Source organism: Gordonia sp. DT219, from assembly GCF_049847065.1.
Taxonomy (GTDB): domain Bacteria; phylum Actinomycetota; class Actinomycetes; order Mycobacteriales; family Mycobacteriaceae; genus Gordonia.
Map to the genome: position 1 here is coordinate 1 of NZ_JBNCNR010000016.1, position 26,390 is coordinate 26,390.

Sequence of the window (26,390 nt, forward strand, 5' to 3'; positions counted from 1 at the left end):
ACGAAGTGCCGCTGAACGTCGGACGCGAGAAGCGGTTGTTCACCCCGACGCAACGAAAAGCGTTGCTACTCCGCGACGAATGCTGCATCAAGTGCGGCGCGCCCGCGTCACGCACCCAAGCGCACCACCTCGAGCACTGGATTGACGGTGGGGCCACCGACCTCGACAACGGCTGCTTGCTGTGCACCAGCTGCCACCACGACGTCCACGACGTCCACGATAGTGGGTGGGATGTCGTGATGGGCTTCGACCGGCACCCATGGCTCATCCCGCCCGCCACGGTCGACCCCCGACGACGACCACTACCGGCCTACAACCGACGCACCCTGCACCTCGACAGCGCCGCCTGACAACAGTCGCCTGACACCAGCCACCTGAAACAGGCTCAGCCACATCGACTTTTCGACCCCTGCACCCGGCTTGCCGGGACCGCAATTGTTGTTTGAGAACTTCATAGGGCGGCGGCCCGGGCGTGGGCCCCCCACCCGCCGGCAGATTCGACGCTACTTCGATTCCACGAACGCCAGACCGTTTGCATCGTCACGCAATTCGGAAACGAGGCGATCCCAGGCGCTCGCATCGATTCCGAGTTGCGTCCGCAGGTATGCGGTGGTGGTCCGCTGCAGCACCGCCACCGCGGCGGGGTTGTTGTCGGTGGTCTCGAAGGAGTCGTAGCCGACGGCACCACCCAGCGAATGCTCGATCCCGGATAGCCGCAGCAGGCTCTTCGGTGCCGGCGACAGGCGGAAAGCGTCTGCACCCCAATCGGGTCCGCGCGTGGTCAGCACCGACTGGTCGTGATCGCCGTACACGACCAGTGCGGGCGTGCGCATCTCGTCAAAGCTCACGTTGAGCCACGGCAGATTGTCGATGATGCCGGGTGCGAGGTCGTCGCCGCCCGTACCCGCGGTCGCCAGCAGGACACCTGCCTTGACGCGGGAATCCGAGAGATCCTGTCCATGCCCGGCCGGTGCGAGCACGCGCAGGCCCAGCAACAATGCGGTGGTCTGCCCGCCGAACGAGTGGCCGACGGCGCCGATCCGATCGGCGTCGACGCGCGGGGCAAGTCCGGGGATCGCGCCGACGACCGTGTCGAGATTGTCCAGGACGCGCTTGGCGTCCTCGATGCGCAAGCGCCAGAACTGCGGCGCCCGCGGATCATGCGGGTCGACACCGAGGGCGCGGGAATCCAGGTAGGTCGGTTGCACGACCACGAATCCGTGTGCGGCATAGAAGTCGACGAGCGGCTGATACATCTCGCCCGACGACCCGAACCCATGAGAGAACAGGATAACCGGCAGGTTCTCGCCTGCGGCGGGAGCCGACACCTTCACGTGCAGGTCGACCCCTCGGTCACCTCCGTCGAGCACGACGGGCTTGGCCGACAGCACAGGTGCGGCCTGGCCGACAACGGAATCACTGGGAATTGCTGGATGTGTCATGGCGTCCACGGTAGCTGCACATGCAGATGATCGGCCACACCAATCAGTTCTCCGACCACCTATCTCCCGCGTCGGGGTATAGTCATCCGACATGAGCTCGTCAGACGCGGCCGCCACCCACCCACTCGAATCCGACTTCGGATGGACTCTCGGCGTCGTCGCCAAGGCGTACCGGCGGATCGCCGACGACGCCGTCGCCACCCTCCCCGGCGGGCCCCGCGGCTATCACATTCTCGCCGCGGTATCCGATGGTCAGCCACCGTCACAGCTCGCGATCGCCCGGCAGCTCGGCATCGACAAGACCGTGCTGGTGCATCTGCTCGACGATCTGGAAAACGCCAAACTCGTCACCCGCCGCCCCGATCCGGCCGACCGCCGCGCCCGGCAGATCGTCATCACCGGCAAGGGCAGACAAACACTCCGACGTGCACGCGAGAAACTGGACGCCGCCGAGACAGCGCTGACCACCGGACTACGGCCCGCAGAACTGTCCGCATTCAAAACCGCACTCGCCCAGATCGCCCGCCGCACACACACCCTCGCCGACGGCATCGACGACTGCTGAGGCCGGCGCCGAGACCCACGAAGACGTCTAAAGCGCCGCGACACCGCCACATCGCCCCAGTACCACCAATCCCGCCACCACGGCGGCGCCCAGCACAGCCGCCAGGGCGCCGATCGCCCCACCGGAATGCGCGGCCGCCACCAGCGCGCCCGCCGCGACGCCGAGTTGCTGAGCAGCACCCAACCATGCCGCTCGGCCCAGCGGCTGCTCCTGCGCACTCGCAAGGCTGCCCGAATTGACCAGGGGGAACACGATTCCGATCCCCGCACCCACCACCACCGTCGACCCGAGCAGGTACAGCGGCGTGGGTGGCGAGGCCGCGAGCAGTCCGCAGCCCACGACGATCACCAGCAGCCCACCCGCCAGCACCGCCCCGACGCCCCATCGCGCCGCCAGTGGCGACACCGCCACCAACGCAACGGCGGCGGCCGCGTTCAGGGGCAGAAACCCCAGGCCGGTGAGAGTCGTGGTCCAGCCGCAATCCTGTTGCAGCACAAAGCTCACGGTGATCACCACCGCCGAGAGGGCGGCATTCGCCCCGACCACCGCGGCCAACATCGTCGCCGTCCGGACCGTTTCGGCCCGCGCGTCGGCATCGCGCGATTGCCCGACCCCCGGCGATTCCGTCGGCTCCGGCGCCCCTCCGGTGCGGTACCCGAGCGCAGCCCAGGCCACCGACAAGCCCAGCGCCGCAAGTGCAATCGTCACGAAGCACCATCGCCACGACACTTGCGCCAACGGCGCGAAGGCGACCAGGGCGACGACCGCACCGGAACCCGAGACCATCGAATACGCCGCGAACGCCCGCAGCCGCCGCGGGTCCGAGCGGGTGATCACATGCAACGACGCGAGCGCACTCGTCGCCACCATCGCGGCAGCCAGACCCTGTAAGACCCGAGCCCCCACCAACAAGGGCGCGGACGGGGCGAGCGCGCCGAGCCCGGCGGTGACCGCAAAGGCGGCGGTGGCCGCCGGCAGCACACGCCGCGGATCGATGCGCCGCAGCAACAGCGCGGTCGTCGGCAAACCTGCCACGAACCCGACGGCGAACGGGGTGATCAGGATCTGCCGGGCAATGTCACCGAGTCCGAACTCCCGCGCAACCGCCGGGGCGAGCAACGCGACCGTCGTCTCGTCGACGACGATCACGAACTGGATACCGGCGAGAATCAGAACGGCCACGATGGTGCCAGTCAACCTGTGCGCCATCATGAATCCCTTCTTCGATCACCCGGTACGCACCCACGACCGGTCTCGGTGTGCTTTCCTTGTCGGAACTCGCCTGCCCCGAGATCATGTCCCCGAGTCCATGTCCCCGAGTCCATGTCCCCGACTCACGTCGCCGACCCGACAACCGGAGCGTCCATGTATCGCATTCTCACCCGTGCTGGGCTCGCACTCGTGTCCGTGGCAATCATGGCCGGAGCGCTGGTCGCCCATGTCGGTGACGCCCGCGCCGACACCTTGGATGGCCTCGCCTATGCGCGCGCCACCGCTGCCCAACCCTATCGGCAGACCCCGCTCTCCTCACGCAATTCGGTGGCACGCAATTCGGTGGCATCCGTCTGGTCTCCGTCGATGCAGACCCAGGTGCCGATGCTTGTCCAGTCGCCGGCGAACGGCAATCCCACCGCGCCGGTGATCTACCTCCTCAACGGATCGTCCGGCGGCGAGGACGGTGACGATTGGACACATGCCACCGATGCAAACGCCTTCTACGCGAACAAGAATGTGTGGACGGTGACACCGATCGGCGGGACCGCGAGCTACTACGCCGATTGGCGCCGGGTCGACCCGGCCGCCAACTTCCGGTTCGGCGTGAAGTCGTCGCGACCCTTGCGGTGGGAGACATTTCTGACCTCCGAGCTGCCCGGCACCTTCGAGTCGGCGCATGGCGGACGGCGGGCGCGCGCCATCGCCGGGATCTCGATGTCAGGTACCGCGGTGATCAGGCTCGCCGAGAACCATCCCGGCCTCTACCGTGCGGTGGGGTCGTACTCCGGATGCGCCGACACCGCCTCGCCCGCAGGCAATCTCATCACTCGTTCGGTGGCGTTGTTTCCCGCCGGCGCCGATGCGAGCAACATGTACGGTCCGCCCGGCGACCCGCAATGGGCCGCACAGGATCCCGTGATCAATGCCTTCAAGCTGGCCCGATCGACCCCGGCGTTGTGGATCAGCGCGGCGACCGGCCTGCCGGGTGCACACGACACGCCGACCGATCCGCATATCGCAGGCAACGTCGGCCAACTGGCCCAGCAGGTCACGGTCGGCGGGGTCGACGAGGCCGCGGCCCAATACTGCACGAGCGCACTGTCGCGCCGCCTCGCCGAGCTTCGGATACCCGCACACGTCCGGTTCCGGCCGGTCGGGACGCATTCCTGGGGTTACTGGCAGGACGAGATGCATGCGTCGTGGCCGATGTTCGCCGGCGCACTGGGTGTCTGACGTCGCTCCCGGGGTGACCTGCGGTTTCAGCAATCCTTCACCTTCGGCGCCCTACGCTCGCGGAAATGAATGGTGACCCGCGGCGAGAGGTTTCGGCAGGTGCGGCCGGTGGCACCGGCATGTTTCCGGGCATCCGACGATGAGTAGTACCCGGCGCGCGCTTCGGCTCGCGCAGATTCTTCGTCCGGAGACCACCCACGTCATCGCATTCAGCATCCTGTTGACCGGTCCGCTCGACGTCGACCGGCTTCGCGATACCGTCGACTCCGTCCTCGATCATCTCGGCTGGCGCGGCACCTACCTGCTGTCACATCACTCGAGCTCGGGTGGGGCGCGGACCGACGAATCGACCTTCCGTACCGACCAGGCCGACAGCACGCGCGGTGTGGCGATCGAAGTCGTCGATCTCAGGGACGCCGCCGACCCGGCCGGCGAATCACGCAAGCGCACCGACGCATTCGTCGACGACCCGGACGGGGCCGACCTCGAACGGCCTCTCTGGCGTAGCCAATTGCACCGTCTGGGCCCCGATCGGCACCGGTTGATCGTCCGCGTGCATCACGTCCTCACCGACGGCGCCGGCGGACTGCGCGTGGTGTCGCACGTCGGCGCCGTCTATGCGGGGTCGGCGCTCGTCGACGATTTCTCGGCCGGCTCCGATGACGACATCGACCGCGCCGAAGCCGACTACCGCACGTCGCCCCGCCATCGCGCCGACGCCGAGTTCTGGTCCGAGATACTCGCCACCCATCAACCCTCGACGCTCTCGGGACATCGCGGACCGCCGACATCACGGATCGATCGGCTCACCGTCGCGCTTCCCGCGGTCCGGCAGCCGTCCACCGGCGAGGTCGTCGCCGCGTTCGCCGGTCTGTGTGCGCGGCTGCTCGACACCGCAGATGTCGGGTTGTCGCTGCCGGTGGCGGCCCGCACCACTGCGCTGCGCCGCCGAGCCACGGCGCCGTTGTCCAACGTCATACCGCTGACCCTGCCGGGTATCGGCGACGCCGACGCCGCGACCGCGCTCGACCAGATCGGCACCGCGGTGGTACGCGCACTTCGCCATCAGCTCTACCCTCGCGAGGAGATGCTCCGTTCGCAGGCGGGCATGACCGGATTCGGACCCGTCGTCAACCTTCTCCCGCCGTTCACGCCACCACCCGACACCGGCGTGGACTGGACCGTCGAGGTGCTGCGCACCGGCCCGGTCGGCGATGTGTCGATGACGCTGCAGCAGGCCGATGCCGACGGTCATCGCAGTGTGACGTGGGAGGTGCCGGCCGACACGATGTCGGCAGCCGAGTTGCACACCTTCGCCGCGCGCTTCAATCAGTACCTGGCCGCATTCATCGACGAGATCGACGGCGGTCCGGCCATCCCCGACACGGCACTATTCGTCGACGACGAGTGGCAGCGAAGTCGCGTGCGGAGCGGCCCGCACCCGCCGCCGTTCACGCCGACCGCCGCACTCCTCGACGGACTGCTCGCCGACGATCCGTCGGCCCCGGCGGTCATCGATGGCGAGATCACGCTCACGCGAGCCCAACTCGTCGCCCGCGCCGACCGAGGTGCCCGGCTCCTCGCCGAGGCCGGCGTCACGCCCGGTGATCGGGTCGCGGTGTGCCTCGACCGTTCGGCATCCTCGGTGGTGGCGTTCTGGGCGGTCATCCGCGCCGGCGCCGTCTGGGTTCCCGCCCAGGACAGCTTCTTGCCGGAGTCGCGCACCCGAGACATCCTCGGCCGCACGGCAATCGCGGTCGGGCTGGCCTCGACACCCCACCCGCCGATTCCGTCGATCCGGTGGATCGACCTCGACTCCGAGAGCGCGACCCACCCAGCGCACGACGGCGAATTCCGTTGTCCGGGCGCCGATCGCGGACCCGATGACACCGCATACATCCTGTTCACGTCCGGCTCGACCGGTGTACCCAAGGGCGTCGTCGTCCCGCACCGGGGTCTGCCCGCACTGGTGGCAGACATTCGCATGAAGTACACGTTGAACACCGAATCGCGCATGCTCCACGCATCGTCACTCACCTTCGACAACAGCATCGTCGAGATGCTCGCCGCGGCGGCGACCGGCGCCGCCCTCGTCGTCTGCCCGGCCGCGGTCCGCGGTGGCGAGGCGATGGCGCGACTGATGCGGCGCCATGCGGTCTCCCATGCCATAGTGACACCGTCGGTGCTCGAGACCCTGCCCGTCGACCTCGCCGATCAGCTGACCCAGGTGATCGTCGGCGGCGAGCCGATCGGCACCGCCCTCATCGACCGCTGGGCCGACCGCGTCATCTTGCGTAACGCCTACGGTCCCACCGAAACCCGCTGCAGCATCAACATCTCACCACGGCTGCGACCGGACGACACGGTGACGGTCGGACCGCCGATGACGGGGGTCACCGAAACCATCCTCGATCGACACGGCCGGCCTGCGCCCCCGGGCGCGGTGGGCACCCTCTACTGCTCGGGCCCCGCGGTCGGCGACGGATACCTCGACGCACCGGAGCTGACCGCCGAGGCGTTCACGCCGAGCACGTTCTCCTCCGACCCCGTGATGTACCGGACCGGTGACCTGGCCACCTGGACCCCATCCGGCGAGATCATGATCCTCGGGCGGCGTGACGGCCAGGTGAAGGTCCGGGGGCTGCGAATCGAGCTCGGCGAGATCGATGCCGCGATCGCCCGCACCGCGCTGGTACGGCGAAGCGCGACCCTCCTGCGCGAGTCACCCACTGGACGAAAAGCGCTGGTGTCCTTCGTCGTTCCCGTGGCCGAGCCGGACAGCAGCCCGGCGGAGCCCGCCGCGGCACTCGGACAACAGCTTCGGTCGGCCCTGACCGCCGAGCTGCCGAGCTACATGGTGCCCGCCCACCTGACCGTCGTCGCCGACCTGCCGCACACCGTGAACGGCAAACTCGACCGGGCGGCGCTCGACGCCCTCGCCATCCCCGAGCAGCGCGATGCCCGGGGTCCGCGTGGCTGCCATGAAGTGGCGCTCGCCCGCGCCGTGCGCACCGCGGTCGGTGCCGAAAGCGTCGACCCCGAACAGGGCTTCCTCGAGCAGGGCGGCGATTCGCTGACCGCCCTGCAGGTCGTGTATCTCCTTGCCGCCGAAGGCTATCCGGAACTCTCCGTCGACCAGCTGCTCCTCGCCGACAACCTCGCCGAGGTCGCTGCCCGCATGGCCGATCGGCCCGCGGAGACCGGTACGGTCCGGCCACCACCGGAGCCGGTACCCGCGCGCGATGCGCTGCACCCGGCCCAACAGACCGTGTCCCGTGATCCGGCCGACCCGTGTGCGCAGACCATCCGGGCCGCCTTCGAGCCGCGGCCGGACTCGCCGATCGGCGTCGATGCCGTCCGGGGCGTCGTCGCGCTGCTCCTTGAGCGGCATCCCATGCTGCGCACCGTCTTTCCCGACGGGCCCGGCGGGCGGGTCGATGCGGTGACCCGGGAGGCCGCCCGGTGTTCGGTGGTCGACGTCCGGCACATATCGGGACCGATCGATCACGAGTCGCTCGATGAGGCGTCCCGGGACATGGCTGCACACCTCGACGTGCGCTCGGACCCGCCGATCGCGGTCACGCTGTTGATCACCGACCGTGACGTGGTGAAGGCCGTGATCGTCGTCGCACACCACATCGCGGTCGACGGACACTCCCTCGGCCTGCTCGGCGCGGAAGTCGCGACACTGCTGCGGGGCGGACGGCTCGAACCGCCCCGATCCGCCCCGGCGCACGGCACCGGGACCCGGCTGGGGTCCGACGACGAGCAGTTCTGGCTCTCCACCCTGTCCGCGGAGCCGCAATCCTCCTGGCAGATCGGCGGTGTCTCGCCCGCCGATCTCGCGCCGGCGTCGGCCGTCCGCCGGTCGGCAACCATCGACCGCAACCTCGGAAAGCGATTTCACGCCGACGCGGTCCGACGCCGGCTGACGCCGTTCGAGGCCTTCGAGACCGCGGTCGCCGAGACACTCGCCGCCCGGACCGGAAATCGCACGGTCCTCTCGGCCACGCCCGTATCCGGTCGCGGCCCGGACACCCGGAACATGGTGGGCAACTTCGTCTTCTCTGGCATCGTCCCGCTGACCGCTGGCGACGGTGACGTCGAGTTCGCGGCCCGGTCCCGCCGATGCCTGCGGGCGGCGACCGTGCCGATGGAGACGATCCTCGATCTCGTCGGGCGCCCCGCCGTCGCCGGCCGACTGTTCCCGGTCCCACTGCTCATCAGCTGGACGCCGACACCCCCGGAGATGGGCGAATTCGGGACGGCGCATGGCTTCCGGCCGACGCACAGCCGATGGCTACTGCAGATCGAGGGCAACCCGGCGCCATCGGGCGAACTGCACCTCGTCGTCACCACCACCACCGACGGACTGGGCGTACACACCGCCGACGCGCTGCTCGCCGACCTGGTCGAGCGCATCGGGTCGAGCGGGCAGGCCGGGTAACGTCTCACCGGTGCGGGTGCTGGTGGTCGACGACGACGCGTTCGTCGCGGAGACGGCTCGGCGGGTCCTGATGAGCGAGGGCTGGAATGTGGCCGTCGCCGCGGACGGGGTCGAGGGCCTGCAGCGGGCCGTCGACGAGGACTTCGATGCCATCGTCCTCGACATCCTGCTCCCCGGTCTCAACGGATTCGAGGTGGTGCGTGAGCTACGCACACACCAGGTCTGGACACCGGTGCTGATGCTTTCGGCCAAGGACGGCGAATACGACCAGGCAGAGGCATTGGATTTCGGTGCCGACGACTATCTGGTCAAACCGTTCTCGGTGGTGGTCCTCAAGGCCCGGTTGCGGGCCGTCGTCCGGCGCGGGGGGCGCGAACGTCCCGCGATCATGACGGCCGGGAGTCTGAGTATCGACCCCGCCCAACGCGTCGTGGCGCGGTCGGGGCAGGTCATCACCTTGACGCCCCGCGAATACTCCGTCCTCGAATACCTGATGCGCAACAAGGGCACCGTGGTCTCCAAACACTCGATCCTGCAATCGGTGTGGGACGAGAACTATGCCGGCGATACCAACATCATCGAGGTCTACATCGGCTACCTCCGCCGCCGGATCGACCACCCGTTCGGGGTGACGTCGATCGAAACCGTCCGCGGTGCGGGCTACCGGCTGCGGGAGGAGTGAGCTGTCCTCACGCACCGGTCTCGGCGTGCGGATCGGCCACCGGCTTCGATTCGGCAGAGTTACGCTGCCGCAAGAAGATCGACAAGAAGACGATGGCCGCCACGGCGATGAACTCGCTCTGCCAGTTCTGCATCGACTCGAACCAGAACTGCGCGGTGGTCAGATACCGCCACACCGACACCGCGGCCTCGCCGTGCTGCAATTGCTGGTCGCTGTAGGCGCGGGCACCGCCCCATGCATGCAACGCCATGGACAAGAAGAACAACACGAAAAAGGCGATGGCCAAGGAGTTCTCGTAGATCTTGAGCACCCAGCCGCCGCGCCGGACCGGCCACGGCGCCGACTTGCCGGCCCGCTCGAGGGGATCGGCGTCCTGCGGGGCGTCCTCGTCGATCGGCTTGGATTCCGACGACCCGCGCTGGTAGAGGAACGCGGTCAGGACGACGTACATCCCCATCTGCAGGAATTCCGATTCCCAGTTCTCGAAGGTCGCCTCGACGAAGTCACCGGTCAGGAAGTAGCCCAAGAAGGTGACCTGGTCGGAGCTGCCGTGCGCGAGCTGATCCGCGTTGTACACCCGCCACCCCGACACCACCATCCCGAGGAAGAAGATCAGGAACAACCCCATGCAGGCGAGGAACAAACCGTTGTTGCGCAACGGACGTGCCACGTGCCGGCCGATGAGCCCCAGCGAGGTGGTGTTGTCGGACATGCCATATCACGGTACGGCAGTATCGGCGGCCGGGACCCGGTCACGCGGCAGCCGCAGCTCGAAGTCCACCCCGCCCCCGGCGCGGTCGGCCACGGTGACCCGGCCACCGTGCGCATGCACGATCTCCGCCACGATCGCCAGCCCCAGACCGGCCCCCGAGTCGTGCCGACGGTCGGCGTCGAGACGCGCGAATCTCTCGAAGATGCGCTCGCGCTGCTCGACCGGCACGCCAGGGCCGTCGTCGCCGACGACGATCACCGCCTCGTCCCCGTCGGCGGACAACGAGATCGACACCGACGCCCTGGCGAACCGGACGGCGTTGTCGCTGAGGTTGCGGACCGCGCGGGTGATCATCTCCGGATCGCCGGTCATCCGTACCGGCTCCAGAAGGGGCACCGCCACAACCACATTCGCTGCACGTAGGCGGCGGATCTCGGCGCCCACCACATCGTCGAGGTCGACGTCGACGCGTTTCGTCGGCAGTCCGTTCTCGTCCGCGCGTGCCAGGAGCAGCAGATCGTCGACGATCCGCTGCATCCGTCGCGCCTCGGGCAGCAGCACCGTCCGCACGGTGTCGAGGTCGATGGGCGTGCGGGTGTCGTCGGCGAGGTCGAGGAGGCCGACGACGGTCGTGAGCGGGCTCCGCAGTTCGTGCGAGGCGTCGCCGACAAACCCCAACTGGGCCTCCCGGCTCGATTCCAGCCGCGCGAGCATCCCGTTCATCGTCAGGGCCAACGCATGGATCTCGTCGTGTGCGGCCGGGACGGGCACCCGCTGGTCGAGGCGACTCGCGCCGATCTCGTCGACCCGTCGCGAGATCCGCGAGACCGGCCGCAGCGAGCGGCCCACCAGGAGATAGACGGCCGCGGCTCCGAGCGCGGCGATGATCGGCAGCTCGATCGCCATGATGGCGGCCGCGGTCCATTCGCTGCTGCGGATTCCGGTGGCGCGGTCGAGCGCGATGACGGCAAACCGCCGACCGGCATACGACGCCAGTACCTCGGTCGCGCAGTACTCGTCACGGAAGCCGGGAATCCGCACGCCGTCGGCGTAGACGGGCGCCGGCGGATCGTCACCGGTACCGGGTGGCACGTAGCCGGTCAATCGGATCGCGGTGCTCGGCGCTCCCGGTGACGCCGCCACCACGCGCCCGTACTCGTCGAGCACCTGCATCACGTCGACGCCCGCGCCGGGGGCCAGATCGTCGGAGTCGACGGCGTCGACGCCGCCATGGGTGATCGCCGTGGCGATCTGATAGGCCTGTCGGGCGGTGGACCGATACATCGCATCGGTGTTGGCGCGGTGCAGCAGGTACAGGCTGAGCCCGCCACCGAGACCGAGTGCCACGGCCACCACGACGGCGGCGATGAGTGTCGACTGCACCCGCACGCCCCAGCGGGTGACGGGCCATCTCCTGCGCACCGATGCGATCACCGCTTTGTCCGTTCCGCGTCGCAGACCCGGGCGTCGGGGGAGGTGGCCGGGTCGGCGAACGCTGGTCTCCGATGCTATTCGACGCGCAGCGAGCCGACCAGCGACTCCTTTCAGCCGCCTTTCAGGATCGGTGGCCGACGTCATCGGCTTACGCTGAGCGAGTGCCCATCCTCGAGCGGACAGCCGACCTGTGGCGTCGATATCGTCGATCCCGGTTCCTCCCGGCCACCGTCGTCACCTTGCTGTGCGGGGTGGCGGTGGCATTGTTCGTCGGTTCCTACACCTACGCCACGGCCAACCCGCACCCGGAGAACATTCCGATCGCCGTGGTCGGCGGGGTACCAGATCAGCAGTCGCAGACCTTCGAGAGCGAACTCGAAACCGCCATGGGCAGTTCGCTCGATGTGCACCACGTCGCCGACCGCGGGGCCGGCATCGAAGCGCTGAACCAGCAACAAGTGTTCGCCGTGGTGGAGGTGTCCAACGCCGACCGGCATATGGCCCTCGACCTCTCGAGTGCGTCCGGGCAGGCGGTGGCGGCGCTTCTCGAGCAGGTCCTGCCGCAGACCGCGCAGCGGGCCGGGTACTCGGTGACCGTCGCCGATCTGCATCCGCTGCAGCACACCGATCCACATGGGTTGACCGTCTTCTATATGACGATCGCCTCGGTCGTGGTCGGCTTTGTCGGCGCCATTCAGCTCGGTGTGCAAGCGCGCGATCTGAAGTCATGGGAGCGAATCGCATTCACCGTCGCCTACGCCACACTGGGTAGTCTGCTGGCCACCGTCACCGTGGACAGTATTGTCCAAACCCTGGATCTGCCGTTCGTGGAGGCATGGTTCACGATGGCGTTCACCATGTTCACCTGCGGCATGGTCTTCACCATGTTCAGCTCCCTCGTCGGCCGGTGGGCCATTCTACCCACCTGGGGAGTGATGATCCTGCTGGGCAATCCGTACTCGGGCGGATCGGTGGCGTGGCCGCTGCTGCCCCGCCTGCTGGCCACCATCGGGCGCTATCTGCCACCAGGCGCATCGGTCAACGCGTTACATACGGCCGTCTACTTTCACGGCCATCAACATCTGGAACCGTATGTGGTGCTGGCCGTCTGGTCGCTGCTGGGGATGTCGGTCTATCTGATCCGGCAGCACCTGTTCGGCGAGCGCGGCACGCGCGCTGATCAAGACACAGCCGATCAAGACACGGGGACGTCGACGACGGAGACCGCCTGAGCGGGGTTCGGCCGGCCGCGCACCGTTTCAGCATCCCTTAAGCACCGCTCGTCGACACTGCTCGGCATGGACACGATCAACGGACTGCCGGCCCACCCCTTATTCGTTCACCTTGCGGTCGTGGCCATTCCGCTCGCGGCGCTGCTCGCCCTGGTAGCGGCGGTCTGGCCGGCCGCGCGGACCCGGCTGAGCGTGTTGCCGCTGATCGTCGCCACCGTGGCGATGATCATCACGCCGTTGACGACGTCGGCCGGCGAGTCGTTGCGCAAGCACACCGAATCCAGCCCGGAACTGACCCGGCATGCCGACCTCGGCGGTCAGATGATCGGCTGGGTGGCAACCCTGTTCGTGTTGACCGTCCTGCTCTGGGCACTGCACCAGGACTGGCTCCTCGCCCGCCTGCCGGCCCGGCCGTCGGCCGGTGCCACGCGCATCATCACGATCGCACTCGCGGTCGCCACCGTTGTCGTGGCCGTCGGCACCGTGGTGATGGTGATCCTCGTCGGCGACGCCGGCGCCCGAGCGACCTGGGCGAATTGAGCGCACCGGCTGCCCTCTGTCACCACGTGACGATGGTTCGCCGGCCACCACGTGACGATGGTTCGCCGGTCCGCCGTCGGGGTACGCCGGGGTGCATGACCACCAACCGTGACCGTACCGAGCACGACGACGATGTCGGCGTCGACCCCAAGGACGATCGCCTGCCCGACTCCCCCGGCGACCTCACCCGGCCGTCGCTGCGTTACATCCTGCGCAAGGTCATGCGCGAGTTCTCCCGCGATCAGTGCACCGATCTCGCGGCCGCGCTCACCTACTACTCCGTGCTCTCGCTGTTCCCCGCGCTGCTGGCGATGGTGTCGCTGCTCGGGATCTTCGGCCAGGGGCAACGCACCGTCGACTCCGTGCTGCAGATGGTCGGCGATCTCGGCCCCAGTTCGGCGGTGGACACCCTCCGCGGCCCGGTGCAACAACTCGTCGGAGCACCGTCAGCCGGGTTCGCGCTGGTCTTGGGTATCGTCGGCGCCCTGTGGTCGGCGTCGGGGTATGTCGGCGCCTTCGGTCGCGCATTGAACCGCATGTACGGGATCGAGGAGGGGCGGCCCGTCTGGAAGCTGCGGCCCTGGATGCTGCTGATCACGCTGATCGCACTGGTCATGACGGCCGCGGTCGGCTTCATGCTGGCGGTCAGCGGACCCATCGCGAGGTCGGCGGGCAATGTGATCGGCCTCGGTGACACCGCGGTCACCGTCTGGAACATCGCCCGCTGGCCGGTCATCCTCGTGTTCGTCATCATCATCGTCGCAATCCTCTACTACGCGACTCCCAATGTGGCGCAACCGAAATTCCGGTGGATCAGTATCGGCGCAACCGTCGCGATCCTCACCTGGATCGTCGCCTCGGTCCTGTTCGCGCTCTACGTCGCCAACTTCTCCAGCTACAACAAGACCTACGGCGCGCTGGCCGGGGTGATCGTCTTCTTGCTGTGGCTGTGGCTGACCAATCTTGCGCTGCTCTTCGGCGCGGAGATCGACACGGAACTCGAACGCGGCCGCCAGTTGCAGGCCGGGCTGCCGGCCGAACGGTCACTGCAGTCGCGTCCCCGCGACACCCGCGCCTCGGACAAGAATGCCGACAAGGACGAAGAACTCGTCCGGGAGGCACGTCGGTTGCGGCGCTCCGGCAAACGTCACGAGGAGCACGAGAACGGTAACGAGCCGGTAGGGCGACACTCCGGCGTGCACCGCGACGAGGGCGACCGGACCGCGCGGCCCGCGAGGTCATGAGCATACTCAGAGCCGGGCACCGCACCGCCCCATCGACACCAACGGAGGAGCACGATGACGAGCACGCCGGAGAAGTTCACCGCCCTGATCGCCGATGAGGCCGACGGAAAGGTCACGCTCGAACCCACGACCCTGTCGGCAGCGGACCTTCCGGATGGTGAGGTCACCATCGCGGTGGAGTACTCGGGCGTGAACTACAAGGACGCGCTGGCGATCACGCCGCGCGGAGGGGTGGTCCGCAACTACCCGATCGTGCCCGGAATCGACGTCGCCGGACAGGTCGTCGAGTCGACGAGCCCCGACTTCGCGGTGGGCGACCGGGTGATCGCGCACGGCGGACCGATCGGCACCGACCAGCACGGCGGCTACGCCGAATACGCGCGGGTTCCGGCCGCCCACGTCGTCGCGCTCGGGTCGCTGAGCACCCGGGCGGCTGCCGGTATCGGCACCGCCGGTTTCACCGCGGCGATGAGCGTCGCCGCCCTTCTCGACCATGGGATCACTCCGCATGACGGCCCGGTCGTCGTCACCGGCGCCTCCGGTGGTGTCGGTGCGGTCAGCGTCGACGTGCTCTCTGCCGCAGGCTTTTCCGTCACCGCGTCGAGCGGAAAACCCGAGGTGGCCGACCTGTTGCGTGAGCTCGGTGCCGTCGAGGTCGTCGGCCGCCTCGTCGACGACGAGACGACGATCCGCCCGCTCGGAAAATCCCGGTGGGCCGGTGCGGTCGACTGTGTCGGCGGCAAGACTCTTGCGTTGCTGTTGAGCACGATGCAACACAGTGGTGCGGTCGCGGCGAGTGGCCTCACCGGTGGCGTCGATCTGCCGACCACCGTCATGCCGTTCATCCTGCGGGGTGTGGCGCTACTCGGGATCGACTCCGTTCAGATCGGCTCCGAGAAGCGCAGAGCGATCTGGTCGCGTCTCGAAACCGATTTGCGGCCAATTCATCTCGATCGCATCATCCACGAGGTCGGACTCGACGAGCTACCCGCCACGCTGGAATCGATCAAGGCCGGCAAGCTGATCGGCCGTACCGTCGTGCGCGTACAGGGCGCGCCAGACTGAGGACAGGAGTTCCCGCTCAACCATTTGCCTCCCGCTCAACGATCTCGGTGAGCGGGAAGTAAATCGTTGAGCGGGAAGGTCTCTCGGTTGGTCAACAACTCACGGCACGTTCGGCTCACCGGCAGCCGAAGGTGCCGCCGGGGTGGGCGAATCCTGGCTCGGCCGGGCCAGGTTGGAGTGTGTGCGACCGTAGAAGGTGTAGATGGCGAGTCCGATCACCAGCCACACCACGAATCGCAGCCACGTCTCGATGGCCAGGTTCACCATCAGTCCGGCACAGCAGATCGCGGAGATGACCGGCAACACCGGCGACCACGGAACCCGGAACGGACGCTTCATCTCCGGCTGGGTGCGGCGCAGCACCGGGACCGCGATCGAGACGACGAGGAATGCGAACAGCGTTCCGATGGAAACCATTTCGGCGAGCGCAGCCAGCGGCACGAACGCCGCGAGGAGCACGACGGCGGCGGTCGTCATCATGGTGATGCGGTATGGCGTCCGCCACCTCGGATGGATCTTGCCGGCCGAATGCGGCACCAGTCCGTCACGGGCGAGCGCGAACCCGATCCGGGACATGCCGACGATGTCGACGAGGATCACCGACGACAGGCCGGCCACCGCGGCGATCCCGACGAGGACACCGGCCCAACTCATTCCGACCTGATTGAACGCATCCGACAGCGGCGCACCCTCGCTCAGGTCGGTGTAGTGCACCATACCGACGAGGACGAAGCACACGCCGACATACAGTGCGGTGCAGATGAGCAGCGTGCCGAGCAGTCCGCGCGCCATGTCGCGTCCCGGATTCTTGGTCTCCTCACCGAGATTCGCGACGATCTCGAATCCGCTGTAGGAGAAGAACACGACTGCGGATGCGAACAAGACCCCGGCCACCCCGAATGCGGTCGCGTCGACACCGGAGATCCACTGCCACAAGGGTTGCCGCAGTCCGCTTTCGCCGTTGGTCGAGGTGGCCGGCGGGATGAACGGTGTGTAGTTGGCGGCCTTGATGAAGAACAGTCCCGCAATGATGACGAAGACGCAGATACTGACCTTGAGATAGACGAGCGCGTTGGTCACCCAGCCCGATTCCTTGATCCCGACGGTGGCCACCACGCCGAGTACCAGCGCGATCGCCACCGCACCGAGGTTCACCGACGAATGCTCGCCGAAGAAGCTGGTGGGCAGATCGAACACGTCCTGCAGGTAGCCCGACCAGCCACGTGAGACCACCGCCGCGCCGAGCGCGAACTCCAGGATCAGATCCCAGCCGATGATCCAGGCGAAGATCTCGCCGAGCGTGGTGTAGGCGTAGATGTAGGAGGAGCCGGCGGTCGGTACCGCCGAGGACAGCTCCGCGTAGCAGAACGCGGCGAACAGGGCGATCACACCGGCCACCGCGAAGGAGATCATGATCGCCGGTCCGGCGTTGTTCTTGGCCTGCACCCCGGTGAGGGTGAAGATGCCGGTGCCGATGACCATGCCGACACCGAAGCCGATCAGATCGCGTGCCCGCAGCGTCTGTCTGAGGCGGCCGCCCTCGTTCTGATGACCCTCATCGTTCTGGTGGATGACGGTCTCGACGGACTTCTTCCGGAATATGCCCCGGCTCGATGCCATTCCCCGACGGTAACCGCGGTGCGGGCCGCTCGCCTGCCGAACACGCCGTTCCCAGGACGCGGATCGATAGGTCAGACCGTGTGGGCGAGCCTGCCGAATCCACTGCGATGGAAGATGAGCGGATTACCCGTTTCGGGGTGCTGCACGGCGTGCAGCTCGAGCAGGACGATCAGGTGATCACCGGCGTCGACCTCACGGTAGACGGTGCAATCGAACTGGGCGAGACCGTCGTCGAGGGTGATCGCCCCTTCGTCGGAGGCATGCACCGCGACCCCCTCGAACCGCTGGTCGACCGGGCCGGCGAGCTGGCGGCATACGACGTCCTGGTGGTCGGCGAGCACGGTCACCCCGAGGTGATCGGCGCGGCGCAGATCCGGCCAGGTCTTGGAGGTGTTCGCAATCGACACCGACACGAGCGGCGGATCGAGGCTGACGCTGGTGAACGAACTCGCGGCGAGACCGATCGGCGCGCCGTCGACCGCCGCCGCCACCGCGACCACGCCGGTGGGAAAGATGCCGAACGCCTTGCGAAGTCGGGCTGAATCGAGATCCTGGTTGGTGCGGAATTCGGTCATGGACGTGCCTCCAATAGTCGGGACACGACGGGCGCAGTGGCCGCGAGCCACTCGGCGTACGCCTCCGGGTCGTCGTGTCGGGAATCGACCACATACAGTCCGCGGCCCGGGACGGTCCCACCGATCTCGGTGAGAACCGGACGCAACGCCAACTCGGGGGCCAGCGAATGCGCCGGCGAACCGCCGAGCATCAACGGAATCGCGATTCCGGATAGTCCTGTCCCACCGGCAAACCGGTCGAGGAACAGCTTGAGCAGCCCGGTGTAGGCGGCTTTGTATGTGGGGCTGGCGAACACCACGAGGTCGGCGGCACCCACCTGCTCGACCAGATCGGCGACGAGTGAATCCGACCAGTCCAGGATCGCGGTACCCAGAGTCGCCAGGTCGACGACGAGGTCGGGCTCGGCGCCGCCCAGCTGGGTTGCGAGATACGTTGCGGCGGACAGTGTGCGGCTCTGCGTTTTCGGGTTTCCGACGACGACTGCGGTCGTCATGACGCCGACACCGACCGGGTCGGGCTGCCGAAGGGCACCGCCACCGGACCCGAGCGCGGCGGTACCGGATCGGGATGCTCCCACAGACCGCGCCGGGTGAGTTCGGGCAGTACCCCCTCCCCGAACCAGTACGCCTCTTCCAGATGCGGATAGCCCGACAACACGAACTCGTCGATGCCGACGGCGTGATACGCCTCGACGAGATCGGCGATCTCGCTGTACGAGCCGACCATCGCGGTGCCCGCCCCACCGCGGACCAGGCCGATCCCGGCCCACAGGTTCGGGTAGATCTCCAGGCCGTCGCGGGACCCCTTGTTGAGGGCCAGCATTCGTTGCTGACCCTCCGACGCCGACCGCTTCAGCCCGGTCTGGATGCGGGAGATGTCGTCATCGGAGATGTGTTCGAGCAGCCGGTCGGCCTCGGCCCAGGCGGCCTCGGAGGTGTCCCGGGCGATCGTGTGCAGCCTGATTCCGTAGGTCAGTTCACGTCCGTGCTCGGCGGCCGCGCGGCGGACCCGATCGATCTTCTCGGCGACCGCCTCCGGCGGCTCTCCCCAGGTCAGGTAGACGTCGGCGTGTTTGGCGGCCACCGCGATCCCGGCGGGTGACGAACCGCCGAAGTAGATTTCTGGGATCGGGTCGGGAATCTGCTGCAGCGTCGCATCTTTGACGGACAGATACTGTCCGTCGAAGTTCACCGTCTCGCCGGTCCACAACCTGCGGACGATCTCCAGGAACTCATCGGCACGGGCGTACCGTTCCTCCTTGGTGCTGAAGTCGCCGAACATGGCCTGCTCGGCATCCTCGCCACCGGTCACCACATTCAGCAGCAGGCGCCCACCCGACAGGTTCTGGAAGGTTCCGGCCATCTGCGCCGACAGGTACGGCGCGGTCGCTCCCGGGCGGAACGCCACCAAGAACTTGAGCCGCTCGGAGACGCTGCTGAGCATCGCCGTCGACACCCACGCGTCGGCACACCACGCACCGGTCGGGGTCAGTGCCGCCTCGAAGCCGAGCTGTTCGGCGCTGCGCGCGATCTGTCCGAGATAGGGCACCGATGCCGGCCGCGACCACGCTCCGGCGGAGACACCGTGGCCACCACCGACCACGGTCCTGCTGTCACCGCCGTTGGTGGGGAGGAACCAATGAAATTTCACGCCTGATCAATCCACTTTCGCCTAGGGTGCGCGGGCACAACCAAGCCATTGCACCCGAAGGGTGGCGACTCGCCAAGGGTTTCCCGCGTGGTGATCGGAAGGGCGTGAGCGAACGACCGGCCCGTTCAGTTGTCGTCGGCGGTGACCAACTCGTGGATGAATTCCATCTTGTCGAGGACGGTCTGCGGCAGCACGAAGGGATAGAGATCCTGGTGTCCCATCGACCGGTTGATCTGGTTGAGTGCCCACGTCAGCGGCAGCCACCACTCGATGATCCGGTCGAACCCGATCTGGCCGGGCAGGTCGGCCTCGAGGGTCGACCCGGCCGGGGCGAGCGCGAAAGCGGCTGCGGTATCGAGGGTGTCGCGAATGTGCAGGTAATGCGCGAAGGTCTCGGCCCAATCCTCGGCGGGATGCATCGTCGCATAGGACGACACGTAATCGTCCTTCCAGTCGTCCGGCGGGCCGTCGTCGTAATGCCGGTCCAGCGCCGCCTGATAGTCCTCGTCAGGATTGCCGAACAATTTCTCGTACCGGGCGCGCTGGGGTCCGTCACCCACCAGCACCATCTGGTAGAAGTGTCCGATCTCGTGCCGGAAATGTCCGATCAGCGTGCGGTACGGCTCGTCCATCGACACGCGCAGCTGCTCACGATGGACGTCGTTGCCCTCGGCGAGGTCGAGCGTGATGACGCCGTTGGCGTGCCCGGTGATGACGTTGGTCTGGGCGCTGGACAGCAGATCGAAGGCCAGGCCGATGTCCGGGTTCTGATCCTTGCCGAAGATCGGCAGACCCAGTTCGTCGAGCTCGAGAATGACGCGGCGCTTGGCCAATTCCGCCTCGGCGAACGACGCCATGGCCTCGGTGTCGGCGTCGTCGGGCCGCGTGCGCGTCAACCGGCACGACTCACAGAGCGCCGGCAATCCCGCACCGATCTCCACCACCCAATTGCATGCCGCGACGCCACTGTTGGCGCAGCGGCCGACCGGGGTGTCGTCGACCTGCGCTCGGCCCTTCTCGTCGAGGACCTGCATGGTCCGCGTCGGCAGATGGAAGCCCAATGGGCTCTGGCAATGCAGGCAGAGTGAATTCTCGAAGACCAGCTGCTGGCCGCAGGTACGGCAGTGGAAGTCGCGCAACGTCGGCTCCTGTGGGTGATCGGGGTCGTGGGTGACACTACGGCGTGCCGCTGGGTGTCGCATGGCTCTGACGACTCCCGGCTCCGGATGCCCCGTCCGCTCATGTCCAAACTCCCAGACGTCCAGACCCTCAGATGTCCAACCCTCGGATATCCAGGCCCTCGATCGCCTCGGGCACCGTACGATCGCGTACATGAAGCAGGCTGACGGCGAGTACTACGTGACGGCGCAAGAAGTGGCCGCGTTCGAGGAGTCGGGAGAGCGCTACTGGTACATGCGCGAGGACGGCTCGACCGACCTCTACCTCGATGAACTCGACATCACCCACGGCTGGCCGATCTTTCTCATGGAGCGCGACGACGCCTGGTTCGCCAAGTGGGACGGCGACTACGAAAAGGCCGTGGAGACCGAACTGAACCCGCACCTCATCAAGAACTTCGAGCAACTGCTCCTGCAGGGCAACTGGCCACACGACCAGGACTGACCAGCAGGAATGGGCTTCTCGTTCGCGACGGTCACCGCCACCGAAGATCTGACCCCACAGATCCGCCGGGTTCATCTCGACGTCGAGCATCTGACGCGGCTGGAACTGCCCGGGCAACCCGACGAGGCCGTCGGCATGTACTTCCCCGACGTGGGCGAACGACGCCCCCCGGCGATGGAACTGCGTGACGGCGTGTGGGGCTATCACGACCTCGAACGACCGCCGGAGGGCCGCAACTACAGCATCCGCGCAGTCGATCACGAGACCGCGACCATCGTCGTCGACTTCGTCATCCACGCGCGCGGCCCGGCCACATCGTGGGCCCAGCGCGCCCGGGCGGGCGACGGGGTGGCGTTGTCGCATGCGCGCGGCTGGTACCGGCCCGGCCCCGGTACCGACTGGACGCTGTTGGGCACCGACCTCTCCGGCCTGCCCGCGGCGGCCCGGATTCTCACCGAACTCGCCGACGACGACCGTCCGGTGATCCTGGTGGCCGAGGTGATCGACGACGCCGATCTCGCCTACCTCGGCGATCTCGCCGACGGAATCGACATCATCGGGTTGACCGGTAGCGGCAACGGGCACTCGGCGAGCCGGCTCGGCGCCACGATCGAGACGCTCCGATTGCCTGCCGGCACAGGCTACTGCTGGTTCGCCGGGGAGGCCGCCGAATCGAGGACGGTGCGCAAACACTTTCGCCGCCACCATCAGTGGGGCGCCGATCGCTACGACATCATCGGATATTGGCGCTACGACGGCGAGGCGTGGGCGCGCCGCTACGCCGAACACGGCGAGGCGCTCTTCTCGATCTATCAACAGGCGATCGCCGACGGCAAGGGTGAGAAACGTGCCGCCGAGGAATTCGACGAGGCGCTCGAACGCGCCGGCCTCTGAGCCCGGCTCCCGGTGAACACCGGGGGCCTGCTCAGTACCGCGCGATCTGACCTTCCTTGGGGGCGCGATACATTCGCCACAGCACGCGGGGCACGGCATGCAGCGGCACCGCCCGCGGCCAGTCCCGCGCCCGCAACAGTGCCTCGGTGCCACCGTCGACGCTGATGACCGATCCCGCCATGAAATCGGCTGCGGGCGAGAGCATCAGCATCACCCACTGCGCCAACTGGTCGGTGGTTCCGTACTCGCGCACCGGAATCGGGAACGCCCGCACGTTCTTCGACGTCGCGCCCTCGAGTTGCGATCGCAGCAGCGGCGTCATCACCGGGCCGGGGGTGATGACGTTGACACGAATCCCGGCACCCGCCCATTCGGCGCGCGTCCCGTGGACCCGGCACCATCGGGTCACGGCGATCTTGGACGCAGCGTAGGCCACCGGCCCCGAGAGTGCGGCGCCACGGCGGCGGATGATGCGCGTGGCACCCTCGACGTCGCCGCGTTCGAGGCGGCTCACCGCACGGGCGGGGACCAGCGGCGTGGCGGTCGTCGAATTGGACCCGAAGACAACGACTTTGGCCTTGTCCGAGGCGGCCAGTAGCGGCCGGAACGCCTCGAGTAGCTCGGTGACGCCGAGGAGATTCACCTCGACGATGGTGCGTTCGCGCCCGCGGGCCGGGCCGAGTCCGGCGGCGAGCACGGCACCGGCGAGTACGCCGCCCGCCCGCGCGGTCACGGCCTCGATCGCGGCCCGCCGGCCCGCCGCGGTGGACAGATCGGCGATCACGTCGTCCCCGTCCCGGTCGACGCCGATGACGTCGTGTCCGGCCTGGCGCAGCGAATCGGCAACGGCCGCACCCATTCCCGACGCCGCCCCGGTGACCACATAGGTACCCATCAGATTCTCCTGACCGTGCGCTCTCGTAGTGGATTCTTCTAGCCGTGCTCACGCACTGGATCGTCGCGACGTTCCGCACGCAGCGTGCGATCGTAGGCCTCGTTGAACGCACGCAACTCCCGCAGCAACGCGTCGGGAGTGCCGGGAGTGAGGTCGGCGAACACCTGCTTGAGCCTGCCCACGCGCAGCATGCCGTCGTGGACGAACGCATCGCGGCCGTATTCGGTCGGCCGGATGAGCCGGCTCAGCGAACCTTCGACCTCGAATCGTTCGAGGTGTCCGTGTTTGATCGCGGCATTGACCTGACGGTTGACGGTGGACTGCTCGAGGTCGAGCTCGTCGGTGAGCTCGCGCAGCGTGCGCGCGCGGTCGTCGGAGAGCACGAGCAGGATCGCGAACGCCGAGGCCTCGAGGACGGCGTCGGCGTGGTGCTCGCTCTTGCGGCGATGGAAGCGACTCAGTTCCTCGACGATGTCGCGGTACAGCGGGGACGGCCAGGGCGCGTGATCGGCGGCGCGACGCTCCGCTGCCGCGAGTCCGGATACACCGGCGTCATCGTTGGGCTTGTCCACTCCCGGCCTCCTTCGGCACGCGGCCCGCTCGATCTCTGGCGTTCGATTCCTGGCATCGACGATCATGCACCGTCCATCCTGCCGATCCGGCACCGCACCGGCCACGCGTTGGCGTATGTAGCGTACATATGTAACCTACATACCCGAAGGTCTGCACACCCGCGTGCCTCACGCCTGCATACCCCCGGGCCCGCGCCCCGTGCCCCATGCCCCATGCCCCATGCCCCATGCCCCCATGCCTACGTACCCAAGGAGGTGCCATGTCGGACACCACGTCGTCGCCGGCTTCAGAGAACCCGGCGCACTACGAGTCGAGTCCCCGCGACGGGTCGTCGAACGGCGCCGCGATCGCCACCGTCATCGCGCTGTGCTTCGGCGGTCTGGTGGCCGCGCTGATGCAGACGCTGGTCATCCCGATCCAGCCGAAGCTCCCGGAGTACCTCCACACATCCCACTCCACCGCCTCCTGGGTGATCACCGCAACGCTGCTCGGCGGGGCGATCGCGATGCCGATCGCCGGACGCCTCGGTGACATGTTCGGCAAGCAGCGCGCATTGCTGGGCAGCGCGGTGCTGCTGGTCGTCGGTTCGGTCGTGTGTGCGCTCAGCAGCGCGGCGATCCCGATGATCGCCGGCCGTGCCATCCAGGGCCTGGCCATGGGATTCATCCCGGTCGGCATCAGTCTCATGCGTGAGGTGACCCCACCCAAGATCACCTCGATGGCGATCGCCGCGATGAGCGCCACCCTCGGGGTGGGCGGCGCGATCGGCCTGCCGCTGTCGGCCTGGATCGCGCAGAGCTGGAACTGGCATGCCCTGTTCTGGATGTCGGCCATCGTGGCGGCTCTGGTGCTCGTGCTGGTCATCGTGGTCATCCCGCACGTCCCGGACGCGGTCGGTGGCCGCTTCGACATCGTCGGCGTGATCGGCCTCGCCATCGGGCTGTGTGCGGCCCTGATCGCGGTCTCGAAGGGTAACGACTGGGGCTGGAGCTCGGCCACGACCCTCGGCACCCTGATCGGCGGTCTCGCCGTGCTGGTCCTGTGGGGCTTTTACCAATTGCGCACGCCGGAACCGCTGGTCGATCTCCGTACCACCGCACGTCCGGCGGTGCTGCTCACCAACGTCGCGGCCGTCGCCATCGGTTTCGGCATGATGGCCCAGTCGATCGTCATCCCGATGCTGCTCGAGCTACCCGCCGTCACCGGGGTCGGCCTGGATCAGTCCATGCTCGCCGCGGGTCTCTGGATGGCGCCGGGCGGTCTGATGATGCTCGTGTTCGCGCCCATCTCGGGCATATTGATCAACAAGATCGGTGCCAAGTACACGCTGGCCATCGGCGCGACGGTGCTCGGCGTCGGGTACCTGATCGCCATGTTCCTGATGCACTCGCCGTGGCAGTTGATGATCGCCTCGATCATCGCCGCGTCCGGCGTCGGCATCGGCTACGCGGCCATGCCCACGCTCATCATGGGAGCCGTTCCGATGACCGAGGCCGGTGCGGCCGTGGGTCTCAACGGGTTGATGCGTTCGATCGGCACCACCGTCTCCTCGGCGGTGATGGCGGTGTTGCTCACCACGTCGACCATCACGATGGCGGGCACAGATGTGCCCACCCACACCACGTTCAAGTTGTGCTTCCTGGTGGGCGCGCTCGCGGCCTTCGTCGGTGTCGCCATCACGCTGTTCATCCCGCGGCACGGCCCGAAGCCGACGCCCTCTGCGGTGGTGATCGAGGACTCCGCGACCACCGCGAGCCGCTGACGCCGCACCGCATCCGTTCCCGCGCAGCGATCACCGTTGCACGGGAACGGATATCGGTCTCTCCGACTTCCGCGGTCCTGGCTACCGGTGGGCGAGATGGTCGGGCCGTGGCGCGTCCGCGCCGAACGGTTCCTGCAGCGCATTCGACCTGGCGTTGAACACCACGAACAGGTTGCTGCGCGCGTCCGGACTGATGTTGCCCGCCGATGCGTGCATGCAATTGGAATCGAAATACAGCGCCGAGCCGGCAGGCCCGGTGATCAGGTCGATACCGTGCTCGTCGGCGAGTGCGGCCACGTCCTGCTCGTCGGGCGTACCGAACGGCGGCCGATACGACACCAGCGACTCGCGGTGATAGCCCTCCGGAGTGCGCCCCACACAGCTGACGAACTGCTTATGGGATCCCGGAATGATCATCAGTGCGCCGTTGGTGGTCAGGTTGGGCGTCAGTGCCAGCGACACGCTCAGCGCCCGCGGTGCCGGCATCCCGTCCTCGGCATGCCAGGTCTCGAAGTCCGAATGCCAGTAGAACGGGCCACCGGCGAAGCCGGGTTTGAGGTTGATCCGGCTCTGATGGATGTAGACGTCGTCGTCGAGAATCTGCTGTGCCACCCCGACGATCTCGTCGCGGGCACAGATCTCGGCGATGACGGCGCTGAGATGATGGACGGCGAAGATGGAGCGCACGTCCCCGTTGGACGACTCGCGGACGATTCTGTCGTCCTCGCCGAGCCGGGTGGCGATCTCCTCCGCCTCGGCGAGGCAACTTTCGATGTCGTTGCTGTTCAGTACGGCTTCGGCGCAGTGATATCCGCGCCGGTCATAGGTGCGTAACTCGTCGGTCCCGAGGGGTCCGCCGGGATCGCGATTCCAGAGCGCCGGATGTGGCCGGGGCTCCACTTGGCTTCGGCGGGCGAGACGGGTGCGGTAGACGTCGACTGGTCGATTGGCAGTCCGAGTGTCTGTGATCGACATTGATCTCTTCT

At 67.6% G+C, this 26,390-nt stretch carries 24 protein-coding genes; 12 read left to right on the forward strand and 12 right to left on the reverse strand.

The window, feature by feature from the left end:
- Nucleotides 1-350, forward strand: a 350-nt coding sequence (locus tag ACPXB3_RS16855; RefSeq protein ID WP_425728589.1) for an HNH endonuclease, incomplete at its 5' end; no start/stop codon positions are given.
- Between the two features lie 153 nt (nt 351-503).
- Here the strand turns inward: ACPXB3_RS16855 and ACPXB3_RS16860 are convergent.
- Nucleotides 504-1,442, reverse strand: a complete 939-nt coding sequence (locus ACPXB3_RS16860; protein ID WP_425728591.1) for an alpha/beta hydrolase family protein — start codon at nt 1,440-1,442, stop codon at nt 504-506.
- Nucleotides 1,443-1,533: 91 nt separating this feature from the next.
- On the opposite strand from ACPXB3_RS16860, the gene ACPXB3_RS16865 reads away from it, so the two are divergent.
- Nucleotides 1,534-2,007: a MarR family winged helix-turn-helix transcriptional regulator gene (locus ACPXB3_RS16865; protein WP_425728593.1), complete on the forward strand. Its 474-nt coding sequence runs from the start codon at nt 1,534-1,536 to the stop codon at nt 2,005-2,007.
- A gap of 27 nt (nt 2,008-2,034) precedes the next feature.
- Here ACPXB3_RS16865 and ACPXB3_RS16870 read toward each other — a convergent pair whose 3' ends face one another.
- On the reverse strand, nt 2,035-3,189 hold the full coding sequence (locus ACPXB3_RS16870; RefSeq protein ID WP_425728595.1) for an MFS transporter: 1,155 nt from the start codon (nt 3,187-3,189) through the stop codon (nt 2,035-2,037).
- 183 nt (nt 3,190-3,372) lie between these two features.
- Here ACPXB3_RS16870 and ACPXB3_RS16875 point away from each other — a divergent pair, with 183 nt between their 5' ends.
- From ACPXB3_RS16875 to ACPXB3_RS16885, 3 genes are all read left to right on the forward strand, one after another.
- On the forward strand, nt 3,373-4,455 hold the full coding sequence (locus ACPXB3_RS16875) for an alpha/beta hydrolase (RefSeq protein ID WP_425728597.1): 1,083 nt from the start codon (nt 3,373-3,375) through the stop codon (nt 4,453-4,455).
- A 139-nt stretch (nt 4,456-4,594) separates the two neighbouring features.
- Entirely contained in the window at nt 4,595-8,902 is a 4,308-nt protein-coding gene (locus ACPXB3_RS16880; protein ID WP_425728600.1) for a non-ribosomal peptide synthetase, read from the forward strand.
- 10 nt (nt 8,903-8,912) lie between these two features.
- A complete protein-coding gene (locus tag ACPXB3_RS16885; RefSeq protein WP_425728602.1) occupies nt 8,913-9,584 on the forward strand; it encodes a response regulator transcription factor in 672 nt (223 codons plus the stop codon).
- 7 nt (nt 9,585-9,591) lie between these two features.
- Here the strand turns inward: ACPXB3_RS16885 and ACPXB3_RS16890 are convergent, their stop codons facing one another.
- Together ACPXB3_RS16890 and ACPXB3_RS16895 are read right to left on the reverse strand one after the other, a co-directional pair.
- Entirely contained in the window at nt 9,592-10,296 is a 705-nt protein-coding gene (locus ACPXB3_RS16890) for a DUF6766 family protein (protein WP_425706328.1), read from the reverse strand.
- Nucleotides 10,297-10,302: 6 nt separating this feature from the next.
- Nucleotides 10,303-11,730, reverse strand: coding sequence for a sensor histidine kinase (locus tag ACPXB3_RS16895; protein WP_425728604.1), 1,428 nt, complete (start codon nt 11,728-11,730; stop codon nt 10,303-10,305).
- Between the two features lie 161 nt (nt 11,731-11,891).
- Between ACPXB3_RS16895 and ACPXB3_RS16900 the strand changes: the two genes are divergently transcribed.
- From ACPXB3_RS16900 to ACPXB3_RS16915, 4 genes are all read left to right on the forward strand, one after another.
- Entirely contained in the window at nt 11,892-12,962 is a 1,071-nt protein-coding gene (locus ACPXB3_RS16900; protein ID WP_425728606.1) for an ABC transporter permease, read from the forward strand.
- Nucleotides 12,963-13,028: 66 nt separating this feature from the next.
- Nucleotides 13,029-13,502, forward strand: coding sequence for a DUF2231 domain-containing protein (locus ACPXB3_RS16905; protein ID WP_425706331.1), 474 nt, complete (start codon nt 13,029-13,031; stop codon nt 13,500-13,502).
- A gap of 95 nt (nt 13,503-13,597) precedes the next feature.
- Nucleotides 13,598-14,746, forward strand: coding sequence for a YihY/virulence factor BrkB family protein (locus ACPXB3_RS16910; RefSeq protein WP_425728608.1), 1,149 nt, complete (start codon nt 13,598-13,600; stop codon nt 14,744-14,746).
- A 54-nt stretch (nt 14,747-14,800) separates the two neighbouring features.
- Complete coding sequence (locus ACPXB3_RS16915; protein ID WP_425728610.1) at nt 14,801-15,811, forward strand: acryloyl-CoA reductase; 1,011 nt, start codon at nt 14,801-14,803, stop codon at nt 15,809-15,811.
- Between the two features lie 99 nt (nt 15,812-15,910).
- Here ACPXB3_RS16915 and ACPXB3_RS16920 read toward each other — a convergent pair whose 3' ends face one another.
- The 5 genes from ACPXB3_RS16920 to ACPXB3_RS16940 form a co-directional block, all read right to left on the reverse strand.
- Complete coding sequence (locus ACPXB3_RS16920) at nt 15,911-17,431, reverse strand: APC family permease (protein ID WP_425728613.1); 1,521 nt, start codon at nt 17,429-17,431, stop codon at nt 15,911-15,913.
- A gap of 71 nt (nt 17,432-17,502) precedes the next feature.
- Nucleotides 17,503-18,006 (reverse strand): flavin reductase family protein, encoded by a 504-nt coding sequence (locus ACPXB3_RS16925; protein ID WP_425706335.1) that lies wholly within the window; start codon nt 18,004-18,006, stop codon nt 17,503-17,505.
- On the reverse strand, nt 18,003-18,500 hold the full coding sequence (locus ACPXB3_RS16930; RefSeq protein WP_425728615.1) for an NADPH-dependent FMN reductase: 498 nt from the start codon (nt 18,498-18,500) through the stop codon (nt 18,003-18,005). Before ACPXB3_RS16930 ends, ACPXB3_RS16925 begins: the two co-directional genes overlap by 4 nt.
- Entirely contained in the window at nt 18,497-19,657 is a 1,161-nt protein-coding gene (locus tag ACPXB3_RS16935) for an LLM class flavin-dependent oxidoreductase (protein ID WP_425728617.1), read from the reverse strand. The genes ACPXB3_RS16930 and ACPXB3_RS16935 overlap by 4 nt, the downstream gene beginning before the upstream one ends.
- A 125-nt stretch (nt 19,658-19,782) precedes the next feature.
- Complete coding sequence (locus ACPXB3_RS16940; RefSeq protein ID WP_425706386.1) at nt 19,783-20,796, reverse strand: zinc-binding metallopeptidase family protein; 1,014 nt, start codon at nt 20,794-20,796, stop codon at nt 19,783-19,785.
- A 193-nt stretch (nt 20,797-20,989) separates the two neighbouring features.
- Between ACPXB3_RS16940 and ACPXB3_RS16945 the strand changes: the two genes are divergently transcribed.
- Together ACPXB3_RS16945 and ACPXB3_RS16950 are read left to right on the forward strand one after the other, a co-directional pair.
- Nucleotides 20,990-21,280 carry a hypothetical protein gene (locus ACPXB3_RS16945; RefSeq protein WP_425706338.1) on the forward strand — a complete coding sequence of 97 codons (291 nt, stop codon included), beginning with the start codon at nt 20,990-20,992 and terminating at the stop codon, nt 21,278-21,280.
- A 9-nt stretch (nt 21,281-21,289) separates the two neighbouring features.
- Nucleotides 21,290-22,174, forward strand: coding sequence for a siderophore-interacting protein (locus ACPXB3_RS16950; RefSeq protein ID WP_425728619.1), 885 nt, complete (start codon nt 21,290-21,292; stop codon nt 22,172-22,174).
- Nucleotides 22,175-22,205: 31 nt separating this feature from the next.
- Here the strand turns inward: ACPXB3_RS16950 and ACPXB3_RS16955 are convergent, their stop codons facing one another.
- Together ACPXB3_RS16955 and ACPXB3_RS16960 are read right to left on the reverse strand one after the other, a co-directional pair.
- The gene (locus ACPXB3_RS16955) at nt 22,206-23,069 is read right to left on the reverse strand and encodes an SDR family oxidoreductase (RefSeq protein ID WP_425728621.1); all 864 of its coding nucleotides are present in this window, start codon (nt 23,067-23,069) and stop codon (nt 22,206-22,208) included.
- Nucleotides 23,070-23,107: 38 nt separating this feature from the next.
- Nucleotides 23,108-23,554 (reverse strand): MarR family transcriptional regulator, encoded by a 447-nt coding sequence (locus ACPXB3_RS16960; RefSeq protein ID WP_425728671.1) that lies wholly within the window; start codon nt 23,552-23,554, stop codon nt 23,108-23,110.
- Nucleotides 23,555-23,901: 347 nt separating this feature from the next.
- Here ACPXB3_RS16960 and ACPXB3_RS16965 point away from each other — a divergent pair, with 347 nt between their 5' ends.
- Nucleotides 23,902-25,404, forward strand: coding sequence for an MFS transporter (locus ACPXB3_RS16965; RefSeq protein WP_425728623.1), 1,503 nt, complete (start codon nt 23,902-23,904; stop codon nt 25,402-25,404).
- Between the two features lie 81 nt (nt 25,405-25,485).
- Here ACPXB3_RS16965 and ACPXB3_RS16970 read toward each other — a convergent pair whose 3' ends face one another.
- The gene (locus ACPXB3_RS16970) at nt 25,486-26,379 is read right to left on the reverse strand and encodes a phytanoyl-CoA dioxygenase family protein (protein ID WP_425728625.1); all 894 of its coding nucleotides are present in this window, start codon (nt 26,377-26,379) and stop codon (nt 25,486-25,488) included.
- Nucleotides 26,380-26,390: the final 11 nt, after the last annotated feature.

Excerpts from the sequence above, each read along its gene's own strand:
- ACPXB3_RS16905 (WP_425706331.1), top strand. The coding sequence starts at position 13,029 with ATGGACACGATCAACGGACTGCCGGCCCACCCCTTATTCGTTCACCTT.
- ACPXB3_RS16880 (WP_425728600.1), top strand. The coding sequence starts at position 4,595 with ATGAGTAGTACCCGGCGCGCGCTTCGGCTCGCGCAGATTCTTCGTCCG.
- ACPXB3_RS16965 (WP_425728623.1), top strand. The coding sequence starts at position 23,902 with ATGTCGGACACCACGTCGTCGCCGGCTTCAGAGAACCCGGCGCACTAC.
- ACPXB3_RS16865 (WP_425728593.1), top strand. The coding sequence starts at position 1,534 with ATGAGCTCGTCAGACGCGGCCGCCACCCACCCACTCGAATCCGACTTC.
- ACPXB3_RS16875 (WP_425728597.1), top strand. The coding sequence starts at position 3,373 with ATGTATCGCATTCTCACCCGTGCTGGGCTCGCACTCGTGTCCGTGGCA.
- ACPXB3_RS16920 (WP_425728613.1), bottom strand. The coding sequence starts at position 17,431 with ATGGCATCGAGCCGGGGCATATTCCGGAAGAAGTCCGTCGAGACCGTC.
- ACPXB3_RS16925 (WP_425706335.1), bottom strand. The coding sequence starts at position 18,006 with ATGACCGAATTCCGCACCAACCAGGATCTCGATTCAGCCCGACTTCGC.
- ACPXB3_RS16890 (WP_425706328.1), bottom strand. The coding sequence starts at position 10,296 with ATGTCCGACAACACCACCTCGCTGGGGCTCATCGGCCGGCACGTGGCA.
- ACPXB3_RS16955 (WP_425728621.1), bottom strand. The coding sequence starts at position 23,069 with ATGGGTACCTATGTGGTCACCGGGGCGGCGTCGGGAATGGGTGCGGCC.
- ACPXB3_RS16860 (WP_425728591.1), bottom strand. The coding sequence starts at position 1,442 with ATGACACATCCAGCAATTCCCAGTGATTCCGTTGTCGGCCAGGCCGCA.
- ACPXB3_RS16930 (WP_425728615.1), bottom strand. The coding sequence starts at position 18,500 with ATGACGACCGCAGTCGTCGTCGGAAACCCGAAAACGCAGAGCCGCACA.
- ACPXB3_RS16970 (WP_425728625.1), bottom strand. The coding sequence starts at position 26,379 with ATGTCGATCACAGACACTCGGACTGCCAATCGACCAGTCGACGTCTAC.
- ACPXB3_RS16945 (WP_425706338.1), top strand. The coding sequence starts at position 20,990 with ATGAAGCAGGCTGACGGCGAGTACTACGTGACGGCGCAAGAAGTGGCC.
- ACPXB3_RS16915 (WP_425728610.1), top strand. The coding sequence starts at position 14,801 with ATGACGAGCACGCCGGAGAAGTTCACCGCCCTGATCGCCGATGAGGCC.
- ACPXB3_RS16950 (WP_425728619.1), top strand. The coding sequence starts at position 21,290 with ATGGGCTTCTCGTTCGCGACGGTCACCGCCACCGAAGATCTGACCCCA.
- ACPXB3_RS16910 (WP_425728608.1), top strand. The coding sequence starts at position 13,598 with ATGACCACCAACCGTGACCGTACCGAGCACGACGACGATGTCGGCGTC.